Here is a 12655-nt window from a genome sequence, read left to right on the forward strand (position 1 = left end):
CTATCCGATCAAACGCTCGATGGCCAGCGGCGGCCGGCTCATGAAAACAATTTGCTGCGGTGGGTCATTGCCGGCCTAGAACAGGACCGCCTGGGCCTCGCCCGGAAAGTCCGCCAGGGGCGCCAGGGAGAGGGCCTCGGCGAGCCGCGCATAGAGGGATCTTGCCAGCTCAGGCGCCTGGCGGTTATCCGGAGTATGCACCATGAGATAAGGGGTTTTCCCCTGTTTTATCCACAGGGCGAGACGCTGAATCCAGGGCGCAAAGTAGCGCTCGTTGATCGCCGGATCGAGGTGGCCGATAAAGCGCACCAGGGGACGATCCGCCGTGGAAAGCACGTGTAAAGGGCGTCTTGGCTTTTCTCCCTGGGCCTTCAGCAGCCCGGGATGGCCGCTGGCCGGCGTCGAGAAGAGCGGGCGCACGTCGAGCATCACCCGGTCGACGCCGCGACTTATCAACAATCTGTTGAGGGCGATCTCGGCCGCCCCCTTGTGGAAAAACTCGGGGTGGCGCACCTCCACCGCGCAGGGGACCTCTGCCGGCCAGCGGGCCAACAGGGCCTCGAGGCTGGGGAGCTCATCCGCGCCGAAGTCCCGGGGCAGCTGGACCATCATCGGCCCCAGCCGATCATGGAGCGGGGCGAGCGCCGCGAGGAAGGCGTCGAACTCGGCCTCGATGCCTGCCAGGCGGCGCTCGTGGGTCAGCGCCGCCGGCAGCTTGAAGCAGAAGCGAAACTCCGCTGGCGCCTGGCGGGCCCAGGCGGCCACCGTCTCCGCCCGGGGGGCACCGCTGTAGAAGGTGGTATTGCCCTCCACGCTTCCGAACACCCGGGCGTACTCCTCGAGGCCGCCACCGTGGGGCGGATAGAGGCTGCCGCGCCAGTCGGGGTTGGCCCACATGGGCAGCCCCAGGTAGAGGCGCGGCGGCTCGACGATCGAGTTCACTCCACCGTCACGCTCTTGGCCAGGTTGCGGGGCTGGTCCACATCGGTGCCCTTGAGCACCGCCACGTGGTAGCTGAGCAGCTGCAGCGGCAGGGTGTAGAGGATCGGCGCCAGGGCCTCGTGCACCTGGGGCAGGCGCAGCACCCGGACCCCCTCCTCCTCGGTCAGCGCTACCCCCTCGTCGGCGAAGACGAAGAGCTCGCCGCCACGGGCCCGCACCTCCTGGAGGTTCGACTTGAGCTTGTCGAGCAGCTCGTCGTTGGGGGCCACGGAGATGACCGGCATCTCGCTGTCCACCAGTGCCAGGGGGCCATGCTTGAGCTCACCCGCCGGATAGGCCTCGGCGTGGATATAGGAGATCTCCTTGAGCTTGAGCGCCCCCTCCAGGGCAATGGGGAAGTGCGCCCCGCGGCCCAGGAAGAGGGCGTGATGCTTCTCGGCGAAGGCCATGGAGAGCGCCTCGATCTCCGGATCCAGCGCCAGCACCCGCTCCACCAGCCGCGGCAGGCCGCGCAGGGCCGCCACCAGCTCGGCCTGGACCGCCTCGTCGAGCCCCTTGACCCGCCCCAGCGCCAGGGTGAAGAGCATCAGGGCGGTGAGCTGGGTGGTGAAGGCCTTGGTGGAGGCCACGCCGATCTCGGGGCCGGCCTGGGTCATCAGGGTCAGGTCCGACTCCCGCACCAGGGAGCTGCCCGGCACGTTGCAGATCGCCAGGCTGGCCAGGTAGCCGCGCTCCCGGGCGAAGCGCAGCGCCGCCAGGGTATCGGCGGTCTCGCCGGACTGGGAGAGGGTGACGAAGAGGGTGTCGTCGGGCACCACCACCTGGCGGTAGCGGTACTCCGAGGCGACCTCCACCTGCACCGGCACCCCGGCAAAGCGCTCCAGCCAGTAGCGGGCCACCATGCCGGCGTGATAGCTGGTGCCGCAGGCGATGATATGGATCTGGCGCACCCGGGCGAAGAGCGCCTCGGCGTCGGGGCCGAAGCTCTCCACCAGCGCCGAGCGCTCGCCCAGGCGGCCTTCCAGCGCCGCGGCGATCACCGCCGGCTGCTCATGGATCTCCTTGAGCATGAAGTGGCGGTACTCACCCTTGCTGGCTGCGCCGTCGCCGTGCTCGAAGGTCTGCACTTCGCGCTCCACGGGCCGGCCGGCGCCATCGAAGACCTCGATGCGCCCGCCGGCCGAGAGGCGCACCAAGTCGCCCTCCTCCAGGTAGATGAAGCGGTCGGTGACCTGCAGCAGCGCCAGCGGGTCGGAGCCCAGGAAGGCCTCGCCGATGCCCACGCCCACCACCAGCGGGCTGCCCTTGCGGGCGCCGACGATCACATCGGGCTCCGCCGCGCTGACCACGCCCAGCGCATAGGCGCCCTCGAGCCGAGCCAGCACCCGGCGCACGGCGGCCAGCAGGTCGCCGCCCTCGCGGCTCTCCTGATCGAGCAGGTGGGCCACCACCTCGGTATCGGTCTCGGAGGTGAAGGCGTAGCCGGCCGCCGCCAGCTCCTGGCGCAGGGCCTCATGGTTCTCGATGATGCCATTATGCACCACCGCGAGGCGCTCGCCGGACTGGTGGGGATGGGCGTTGGCCTCGCTGGGGCGGCCGTGGGTCGCCCAGCGGGTGTGGGCGATGCCGCAGCGCCCCGGCAGCGGCTCGGCCGCCAGACGCTCGGCCAGGGCCGCCACCTTGCCCACCGCCCGGCGGCGCGAGAGCGCCCCTTCCGGCGAGAGCACCGCCATGCCGGCGGAGTCATAGCCGCGGTATTCCAGGCGCTTCAGGCCCTCGAGCAGGATGCCTTCCACGTTGCGCTCGGCAACGGCACCGACGATGCCACACATGCGATCTCTCCCTAGCTTTTCTTGATGGAACCGCTTTCCTTGGTCGGCCGGGGCCAGTCGGCCCTGCTGACCTGACGCGCCCGGGTGACGGCCAGGGCGTTGTCGGCCACGTCCTTGCTGATGGTGGAACCGGCGCCCACGGTGGCGCCCTGGCCGATGCTGACCGGTGCCACCAGGGCACTGTTGGAGCCGATGAAGGCGCCGTCGCCGATCTCGGTGCGATGCTTGTGGGCGCCGTCATAGTTGCAGGTGATGGTGCCGGCACCGACGTTGACGTCGCGGCCCAGGCGGGCATCGCCCACATAGCTCAGGTGGTTGATCTTGCTGCCCTCGCCCACCTCGACGTTCTTGGTCTCGACGAAGTTGCCCACCTTGGCGCCCACCGCCAGCCGAGTCCCCGGACGCAGCCGGGCGAAGGGGCCGATGGTGCCGCGACCGGCGATGACCGCTCCCTCGATGACGCTGTGGGGCTCGATCACGGTGCCGGCGCCGATATGGCTGTCGCGGATCACGCAGTGGGCACCGATGCGCACCCCCTCGCCGAGCTCCACCTCGCCCTCGAAGACGCAGCCCACGTCGATCTCCACGTCGTGGCCGCAGCGCAGGCTGCCGCGCACGTCGAGTCGGCTCGGATCGGTCAGCGCCACCCCCTCGGTCATCAGCCCCTCGGCGATGGCCAGCTGGTGGGCACGCTCCAGGCGCGCCATCTGCAGGCGGTTGTTGACCCCCTCCACCTCCAGCGGCTCGGCGGGCTGGGTGGTGACGATCTTCACCCCTTCGGCGGCCGCCATGGCGATGATATCGGTGAGGTAGTACTCGCCCTGGGCGTTGTCCGCGGAGAGGCTGGGCAGCCAGCGACGCAGCTGGGCCGCGGTCATGGCCATGATCCCGGTGTTGCACTCGCGGATCGCCCGCTCGGCCTCGCTGGCGTCCTTGTGCTCGACAATGGCCACCGGCTCGCCGTCGGCGTTGCGCAGGATCCGCCCATAGCCAGTGGGGTCATCGAGGGTCACGGTCAGCAGCCCCAGGTGGTGGTCGTCGACCCCCTTCAGCAGCGCCTCCAGGGTCTCCCGGCGAATCAACGGCACGTCGCCGTAGAGCACCAGCACGCGGCCATTGCCCAGCCCCTCCAGGGCCTGGGCCACGGCATGACCGGTGCCCTTCTGCTCCGCCTGCAGCGCAAAGCGCACCCGGCAGTCGGCCAGGGCCTCGCGCACCTTGTCGGCACCGTGCCCCACCACCACGTGGGTGCGCTCGGCGGCAAGCCCCGCGGCGGTATCGATCACGTGGCGCACCATGGCCTTGCCGGCCAGCCGGTGCAGCACCTTGGGTAGGGTCGAGCGCATCCGGGTGCCCTGCCCCGCGGCCAGTATCACGACATCGAGCTGTGTGGTTGGATCAAGCGTCATCAATGACTCCAGTGGACTCCATCTGTGGACTGTCGAACTCGGCTTCCAGGCCGAGCTCCTCGACCAGCGATTCGCCGAAGTATGCCACGAAGGCGGGACTGACGCGGCTCTGCCACTCGTCGCCGTCGCGCACGATCATCATCACCTTGAGGTCCTGCTCCAGGGCCAGGGCCATGCCCGCCTCGTCGCCCAGCACCATCAGCGCCGTGGCCCAGGCGTCGGCCCAGGCGTTGGAGGGGTGCAGCACGCTCACCGAGGCCAGGCGGTGGTCGATGGGACGGCCGCTGCGCGGGTCGATGGTGTGGGAGAAGCGCTGCCCCGCCTCCACGAAGTAGTTGCGATAGTCTCCCGAGGTGGCCAGGGAGACATCGCCGATGGGCAGCACATACTGGGCCTCCTGGCGGTCATCCAGCGGCGCCTCGATGCCGATGCGCCAGCGCTCCGCCTCGTCGTCGCCCGCCTCCCTGGCGTTGCGATAGCCCCGGGCGATCAGGTCGCCCCCCAGGTTGACCAGATAGTGCTTGATGCCCTCGCGGTCCAGGAAGGCGGCGACCCGATCCACCGCGTGCCCCTTGGCCACCCCCCCCAGGTCGACCTGAACGTCCCGGGTACGGCTCGCCTGCATGGCAGCGAGGTCCAGGGTCACCGCATCGAAACCCACCACCTGGAGGCGCTCGGCCAGGCTGGCCTCGTCAGGTACCTCCCGGGGTCGCGCCTCGGCGCCGAAGCTCCAGAGATTGACCAGCCCTCCCACCGTGGGGTCAAAGGCGCCATCGCTCTTCTCCGCCACCGCCTGGCTGATCGCCAGCACTTCCATCAGCTCATCGGAGAGCGGCTGCCACTCGTCCAGCGGCGCCTGGTTGAAGACCGAGAGCTCGGAGTCCTCGATATAGATCGACATGGAGACGTCCACCGCCTCGAGCACCTCGAGGATGCCCTCCTCCAGCTCCCGAGCCTCGCCCTGGGTCAGCGGATCGGCGATGGTCACCTGATAGAAGCTGCCGTAGACGCCGCCCTCGAAGCGCACCGGTGAATCGAGGGGCCGGTCGCGCTCCGAGCAGCCGGTCAGCAGCAGCGCAAGCAGGAGAAAGGGAAGGGAAGCCAGGGCTTTCATGATTCGAGCACGCTCCATGAGTGAAGGGGATACGGGACTACCAGAACAGCCACAGCAGCCAGCCGCCCAGCAGCAGACGATAGACCACGAAGGGCTGCATGCCGACCCGTTTGATAAAGGCCAGGAAGAAGTGGATGCAGAGGTAGGCGCTGATGCCGGAGAGGATGGCACCGACAAGCACCGCCGGCCAGTCCACCTGGTGGGCTTCGCGGATCAGGCCAACGACCTCCAGGCCGCCGGCAAGGGCGATCACCGGAATCGAGAGCAGGAAGGAGAAGCGCGCCGCCCCCTCCCGGCTCATGCCCAGCAGCAGCGCGGCGGTGATGGTGATGCCGGAGCGCGAGGTGCCGGGGATCAGCGCCAGGGCCTGGGCGCCACCGATCAGCAGCACGTCCCTGAGCCCGAGCTGGTACTCGCTGCGCCCGCCCCGGCGGCGGCGCCAGTCGGCATAGCCCAGCAGCAGGCCGAAGCCGATCAGACTCACGCCGATGATCAGCGGCGAGCGCATGCCCAGCGCGACGGCATCCCGGAAGGCGAAGCCGATGATACAGACCGGCAGGGTGGCCAGCAGCACCCACCAGGCCAGCCGGGCATCCTCGTTCACGCCTCTGCCGCCCAGGGAACCGACCCAGCTTGCGGTCATGCGCACGAGCTCATGGCGGAAGTAGAGCACCACCGCCGCCAGGCTGCCGATGTGAAGGGCGACGTCGAAGGCGAGGCCCTGGTCTTCCCAGTCGGTGAGCACCGGCACCAGAATCAGGTGGGCGGAGCTGGAGATCGGCAGGAACTCGGTGAGTCCCTGCACGATGGAAAGCAGGAAGACCTGCAGCCAATCCATGAGCGGTTCCTTGAAAAGCGGGTAAAGGGTCGGGTCAGCAGGCCCGGCACAGCGGGACGGCCAGAGCCCGCCTCAGGATGCCAGGACAAGATGACGATTGGAGAAACGGCCCCTCCGCCTAGAGCCCGGTCAGGATCGCCGTGGCGATGCTGAAGTAGATCACCACCCCCGAGGCGTCGATCAGGGTGGTCACCAGGGGCGCCGAGGCGGTGGCCGGATCCCAGCCCAGCCGGTTGAGCACGAAGGGCAGGCACATGCCGAGCAGGCTGCCGAACAGCACGATGGTCACCATGCTCATGGCCACCACCATGGCCACCGCCTCGCCGCCTCGCATCACCCCGATGGGCGCCACCGCCAGGGCCATGGTCAGGCCCAGGGAGCCGGCCACCAGCAGTTCGCGGCCGAGCAGAGTGCTCCAGTCCTTGACGCCCACGTCGCCGGTGGCCATGCCGCGAACCATCAGGGTCGCGGCCTGGGCGCCCGCGTTGCCGCCGCTGCCGATCAGCAGCGGCAGGAAGAACACCAGGGCCACCTGGGCGGCGATGGTGTCCTCGAAGTAGGCGATGCCGGCGCCAGAGAAGAGGTTGGCAAAGACCAGCAGTACCAGCCAGGTCACCCGCTTGCGGTAGAGACTCCACAGCGGCACCCGGCTGACGCCGTCTTCCAGCTGACCGATGGACATCCCCTTATGAAAGTCCTCGGTGGCCTCCTCCTCGGCCACGTCCATGGCGTCATCGTGGGTGACGATGCCCACCAGCCGCTCGTCGGCGTCGAGCACCGGCAGCGCCAGCAGGTCGTAGCGGGCCACCACCCGGGCGACCTCCTCCTGCAGCTCGTCGACCGGAATGCTGATCACATCCCGAATCATGATGTCGTCGACCCGGGCCCCCGGCCGCGCCACCATCAGCTGGCGCAGGGAGAGGGTGCCGGCAAGCCGGCCATCCGGGTCGATGACATAGAGCTGATAGACCGTCTCGGCGTCGGGGGCGGTCTGGCGCACCCGCATCATCGCCTGGGAGACGGTCATGCCGCCGGGAATGGCCACGTAGTCGGTGGTCATGATCGCCCCGGCGGTGCCCTCCTCATAGCTGGAGAGCCGCTTGAGCTCTTCGCGCTCCTGGCGCGCCATGCGCCTCAGAAGCAGCTCGCGGCGGTCTTCATCGAGCAGGTTGAAGAGGTCGGCGCGCTCGTCGGAGCCCATCTCCTCCAGCACCGCGAGCAGCGTTTCGTCGGACATGGCCGTGCTGATCTCGACCTGCTCCTCGCCGGGCAGGTAGCCCAGCACATTGGCGCGCCGCTCCAGGGGCAGGCTGTCGAGCAGCCCCATGGCGACCGGCAGATCGTCGTCCTCCTCGAGGATCTCCTCGAGAATCTCGGCAATGTCCGCGGAACGCAGCTCCGGCAGCATCTCGTCGAGGCGTTCACGGGCCTCATCGGCCAGCGCCGCCACCAGCGCTTCCTTCTGCACCTGCAGGGTCTCGTTCAGTGACATGGCATCCTCCTCACAGACAAAAACGCCCCCCGAACCCGGTATTGCACGGGATCGGAGGGCGACTAGAAGGCGCAGCCGGGGATCAGCCCTTACCGGCCTTCTTGCGCAGCTGCTGGATGGTACGCAGCTGTGCCACGGCCTCAGCGAGCTCGGCGGCGGCGCGGGTGTAGTCCAGCTCCGCCGACTTGTCGTTGAATGCCTTCAGCGCATGCTGACGGGCCTCCTCCGCGGAGGCCTCGTCGAGGTCACGAGCGCGGGATGCGGCGTCGGCCAGGATGGTCACCACGTCCGGCTGCACTTCGAGGAAGCCGCCGGAAACGTAGAAGTTCTCTTCCTGTCCACCGTCGTGGATCACGCGAATCGGCCCGGGCTGAAGCTCGGTCAGCAGCGGGGCGTGCCCGGGCAGGATGCCCAGGTCCCCCATGATCCCGGACGCGACGAGCTGCTCGATCTCGCCCGAGAAGATGGCCGCCTCGGCGCTGACGATTTCGCACTTGAAGCTGTTCGCCATAGCGAATCCCCCTGATGGACGGGATTACTTCATCTGGTTGGCTTTCTCGACGGCTTCGTCGATGGAACCGACCATGTAGAAGGCCTGCTCAGGCAGCTCGTCGTACTCGCCGTTGAGGATGCCCTGGAAGCCGCGGATGGTGTCCTTGAGGGACACGTACTTGCCGGGCGACCCGGTGAACACCTCGGCCACGAAGAACGGCTGCGACAGGAAGCGCTGGATCTTACGCGCCCGGGCCACGGTCTGCTTGTCCTCGTCGGACAGCTCGTCCATGCCCAGAATCGCGATGATGTCCTTGAGCTCCTTGTAGCGCTGCAGCACGTTCTGCACGCCGCGAGCGGTGTTGTAGTGCTCCTCACCGACCACCAGCGGGTCCAGCTGACGGGAGGTGGAGTCCAGCGGATCGATGGCCGGATAGATACCCAGCTCGGCGATGGAACGCGCCAGTACCACGGTAGCGTCCAGGTGCGAGAAGGTGGTCGCCGGGGACGGGTCGGTCAGGTCATCCGCGGGCACGTAGACGGCCTGCACGGAGGTGATCGAGCCGGTCTTGGTGGAGGTGATGCGCTCCTGGAGCACACCCATCTCCTCGGCCAGGGTCGGCTGGTAACCCACCGCGGAGGGCATGCGGCCCAGCAGTGCGGAGACCTCGGTACCGGCCAGGGTGTAGCGGTAGATGTTGTCGACGAACAGCAGCACGTCGCGGCCTTCATCGCGGAACTTCTCGGCGATGGTCAGGCCGGTCAGGGCCACGCGCAGGCGGTTGCCGGGCGGCTCGTTCATCTGACCGTAGACCAGCGATACCTTGTCGATAACGTTGGATTCGGTCATCTCGTGGTAGAAGTCGTTACCCTCACGGGTACGCTCACCCACGCCCGCAAACACCGAGTAGCCGCTGTGCTCGGTGGCGATGTTGCGGATCAGCTCCATCATGTTGACGGTCTTGCCCACGCCGGCGCCGCCGAACAGGCCGACCTTGCCGCCCTTGGCGAACGGGCAGACCAGGTCGATGACCTTGATGCCGGTCTCGAGCAGCTCGTTGGAGGCCGACTGGTCCGCGTAGCTCGGGGCCTTGCGGTGGATCGGCATGCGCTCCTGCTCGCCGATGTCGCCGGCCTCGTCGATGGGGCGGCCCAGGACGTCCATGATGCGGCCCAGGGTCTCCTTGCCCACCGGCACGGAGATGGCAGCACCGGTGTTGATGGTTTCCATGCCGCGCTTCAGGCCCTCGGTGGAGCCCATGGCGATGGTGCGCACCACGCCGTCGCCCAGCTGCTGCTGGACCTCGAGCACGGTCTCGGAGTTCGAGACGTTCAGCGCGTCGTAGACCTTGGGAACGTCGTCCCGCGGAAACTCTACGTCAATCACCGCGCCGATGATTTGTACGATACGTCCGCTCATCTTGCGATCCTCAAAAAAACCTGCAAATGAAGCCTGTGTGCCGGGAGGGCCTCGCCCTCCCCGGCGCTATACGGCGGCGGCGCCCCCGACGATCTCGGAGATCTCCTGGGTGATGGCGGCCTGGCGGGCCTTGTTGTAGACCATCTCCAGGTCGTCGATCAGGCCGCCGGCGTTGTCGGTGGCGTTCTTCATGGCGATCATTCGCGCCGCCTGCTCGCAGGCCGCGTTCTCGACCACCGCCTGGTACACCTGGGATTCGATGAAGCGAACCAGCAGGCTGTCCAGCAGCGCCTTGGCATCCGGCTCATACAGGTAGTCCCAGCTACCGGGACGCTTGTTCTCTTCGTCATGCGTATCCGTGCCCATGTCCGGGGACAGGGGCAGGAGCTGACGGACCACCGGCTTCTGGGTCATGGTGTTGACGAACTCGTTGTACACCACGTACAGGCGGTCCAGGCGCCCCTCGTCATACGCATCCAGCATGACTTTCACGCTACCGATCAGATCCTCGACCTCGGGCGACTCGCCCAGGCCGCTCTTCGCCGCCACGAGGTTGCCCCCGTAGCTGCGGAAGAAGCCGCCGGCCTTGGAGCCGAGCGCACAGAAGTCCAGCTCGGCGCCCTGGTCGCGCTTCTCCATCGAGTCCTTGAGCACGGCCTTGAACAGGTTGACGTTCAGGCCGCCGCACAGGCCGCGATCGGTGGAGACCACGATGTAGCCCACCCGCTTGACCTCGCGATCGACCATGTAGTCGTGCTTGTACTCGGGGTTGGCATCGGCGATATGGGCAACGACGTTGCGGATCTGACGCGCATAGGGCTGGCTGGCCTTCATCAGGTCCTGAGCCTTGCGCATCTTCGACGCAGCGACCATTTCCATGGCGCTGGTGATCTTCTGCGTGTTCTTGATGCTCCCGATCTGGGTGCGAATCTCTTTTGCAGCTGCCATAGCGATCTACTCCGTTCGTGGCCCTCAGACAGTTCCGGGGCCCGCCCGAGGCGGGCGGGCCGCCAGGCTTACCAGCTCTGAGTGGCCTTGAACTTCTCGAGACCCGCCTTGAGGCCGTTCTGGATCTCGTCGTTGTAGTCGCCGGTCTGGTTGATCTTGTCGAGCAGCTCGGCATGCTCGGACTTCATGTACTCGTGCAGGGCACGCTCGAAGTCCAGCACCTTGCTGACGTCAACGTCATCCAGATGGCCCTCGTTGGCCGCGTAGAGCGACACGCCCATCTCGGCGACCGAGAGCGGCGAGTACTGCTTCTGCTTCATCAGCTCGGTCACGCGCTGACCGTGCTCCAGCTGCTTGCGGGTCGCTTCGTCCAGGTCGGAGGCGAACTGGGAGAAGGCCGCCAGCTCACGGTACTGGGCGAGCGCCAGGCGCACGCCGCCGCCGAGCTTCTTGATGATCTTGGTCTGGGCCGAACCACCCACGCGGGAGACCGACAGGCCGGCGTTGATGGCCGGACGGATGCCCGAGTTGAACAGGTCGGTCTCCAGGAAGATCTGACCGTCGGTGATGGAGATCACGTTGGTCGGAACGAAGGCGGAGACGTCGCCGCCCTGGGTCTCGATGATCGGCAGCGCGGTCAGCGAGCCGGTCTGGCCCTTCACTTCACCGTTGGTGAACTTCTCGACGTACTCGGCGTTGACACGCGCGGCACGCTCCAGCAGGCGAGAGTGGAGGTAGAAGACGTCACCCGGGTAGGCTTCACGGCCCGGCGGACGACGCAGCAGCAGGGAGACCTGACGGTAGGCCCAGGCCTGCTTGGTGAGGTCGTCATAGACGATCAGGGCGTCTTCGCCGCGGTCGCGGAAGTATTCGCCCATGGTGCAGCCGGCATAGGGAGCCAGGAACTGCATCGGAGCCGGGTCGGCAGCGCCGGCGGCGACCACGATGGTGTGCTCCATGGCGCCATGCTCTTCCAGCTTGCGGACCACGTTGGCGATGGTGGACTGCTTCTGGCCAATGGCGACGTAGATACAGGTGACGCCCTTGCCCTTCTGGTTGATGATGGCATCGATGGCGATCGCCGACTTACCGATCTGGCGGTCACCGATGATCAGCTCACGCTGGCCGCGGCCGATCGGCACCATGGCGTCGATGGACTTGAAGCCGGTCTGGATCGGCTGGTCCACCGACTGACGGGTGATGACGCCCGGGGCGACCTTTTCCACCGCGTCGGTGAGCTTGGCGTTGATGTCGCCCTTGCCGTCGATGGGGTTGCCCAGGGCATCCACCACGCGACCCTTCAGCTCGGGGCCCACCGGCACCTCGAGGATGCGGCCAGTACAGCTGGCGGTCATGCCCTCTTCCAGCTGCAGGTAGTCACCCAGCACCACCGCGCCCACGGAGTCGCGCTCGAGGTTGAGCACCATGCCGTAGATGCCGCCGGGGAATTCGATCATCTCACCGAACATCGCATCCTCGAGCCCGTGGATCTTCACGATGCCGTCGGAGACGCTGACGATGGTGCCCTGGTTACGGGCTTCGGATGCGACGTCAAGCTTTTCGATACGCTGCTTGATGATGTCGCTGATCTCGGAAGGATTCAGTTGCTGCATGCCATGTCCCTCAGACTCAGGCGGTAAGGGCTTCGGCGAGGCGAGTCAATCGACCGCGCACCGAACCGTCGATGACGGTGTCGCCGGCGCGCAGGATCACGCCACCGAGAAGCCTGGGATCCACCTGAGTGGTAATGGAGATTTCGCGATTCAGGCGCTTCTTGAGCGCGCCGGCGAGCTTCTGCTGCTGCTTGGCGTCGAGTTCGAAGGCCGATACCACGGTCACGTCGACGCGCTTCTCGTGGTCGGCACGCAGCCGCTCGTACTGGCCGGCAATGGCGGCCAGCGCAGGCAGGCGGCGCTTTTCGGCCAGCTCATCGAGGAAGCGACGCGCCGCGTCGTCCACCTTGATGTCGGCCACTTCGACCAGCAGCGCCACCTTGCGCTCGCTGGAAAGCTTGGGGCTGGCAACGAGCGCCTGGACGTCCCGGCTGGCCATGACCTGGCCCAGGGTGCCCAGCATCTCGGACCAGGCATCCAGCACCTGGTGATCGCGTGCGTACTCGAACGCCGCCTTGGCATAGGGCCGCGCGACGGTAGACAGTTCCGCCATGG

Annotated in this window: 11 protein-coding genes; all 11 read right to left on the bottom strand. The window is 67.2% G+C overall.

Going from position 1 to position 12655, the window contains the following annotated elements; all coding sequences use genetic code 11:
* Positions 1-75 precede the first annotated feature (75 nt).
* Positions 76-897 carry a DUF72 domain-containing protein gene (locus NHL60_RS19145; protein ID WP_253452310.1) on the bottom strand — a complete coding sequence of 274 codons (822 nt, stop codon included), beginning with the start codon at positions 895-897 and terminating at the stop codon, positions 76-78.
* A 41-nt stretch (positions 898-938) separates the two neighbouring features.
* Positions 939-2774: a glutamine--fructose-6-phosphate transaminase (isomerizing) gene (gene glmS / locus NHL60_RS19150; protein WP_253447163.1), complete on the bottom strand. Its 1836-nt coding sequence runs from the start codon at positions 2772-2774 to the stop codon at positions 939-941.
* Between the two features lie 11 nt (positions 2775-2785).
* On the bottom strand, positions 2786-4183 hold the full coding sequence (glmU, locus tag NHL60_RS19155; protein ID WP_253447166.1) for a bifunctional UDP-N-acetylglucosamine diphosphorylase/glucosamine-1-phosphate N-acetyltransferase GlmU: 1398 nt from the start codon (positions 4181-4183) through the stop codon (positions 2786-2788).
* Entirely contained in the window at positions 4173-5297 is a 1125-nt protein-coding gene (locus NHL60_RS19160) for an FAD:protein FMN transferase (protein ID WP_253447169.1), read from the bottom strand. The genes glmU and NHL60_RS19160 overlap by 11 nt, the downstream gene beginning before the upstream one ends.
* Positions 5298-5334: 37 nt before the next feature.
* A complete protein-coding gene (locus tag NHL60_RS19165; protein WP_253447172.1) occupies positions 5335-6135 on the bottom strand; it encodes an undecaprenyl-diphosphate phosphatase in 801 nt (266 codons plus the stop codon).
* Positions 6136-6253: 118 nt separating this feature from the next.
* Positions 6254-7627, bottom strand: coding sequence for a magnesium transporter (gene mgtE / locus NHL60_RS19170; RefSeq protein ID WP_253447175.1), 1374 nt, complete (start codon positions 7625-7627; stop codon positions 6254-6256).
* 82 nt (positions 7628-7709) lie between these two features.
* Positions 7710-8138, bottom strand: a complete 429-nt coding sequence (locus NHL60_RS19175) for a F0F1 ATP synthase subunit epsilon (protein ID WP_253447178.1) — start codon at positions 8136-8138, stop codon at positions 7710-7712.
* Positions 8139-8162: 24 nt separating this feature from the next.
* Positions 8163-9539, bottom strand: a complete 1377-nt coding sequence (gene atpD / locus NHL60_RS19180; protein ID WP_253447181.1) for a F0F1 ATP synthase subunit beta — start codon at positions 9537-9539, stop codon at positions 8163-8165.
* 66 nt (positions 9540-9605) lie between these two features.
* A complete protein-coding gene (gene atpG / locus NHL60_RS19185; RefSeq protein WP_253447184.1) occupies positions 9606-10487 on the bottom strand; it encodes a F0F1 ATP synthase subunit gamma in 882 nt (293 codons plus the stop codon).
* 68 nt (positions 10488-10555) lie between these two features.
* Entirely contained in the window at positions 10556-12100 is a 1545-nt protein-coding gene (gene atpA / locus NHL60_RS19190) for a F0F1 ATP synthase subunit alpha (protein ID WP_253447187.1), read from the bottom strand.
* A gap of 16 nt (positions 12101-12116) precedes the next feature.
* Complete coding sequence (locus NHL60_RS19195; RefSeq protein ID WP_253447190.1) at positions 12117-12653, bottom strand: F0F1 ATP synthase subunit delta; 537 nt, start codon at positions 12651-12653, stop codon at positions 12117-12119.
* Positions 12654-12655 lie beyond the last annotated feature (2 nt).

It is taken from the genome of Halomonas sp. Y3, assembly GCF_024137965.1.
Lineage (GTDB): Bacteria > Pseudomonadota > Gammaproteobacteria > Pseudomonadales > Halomonadaceae > Halomonas > Halomonas mongoliensis.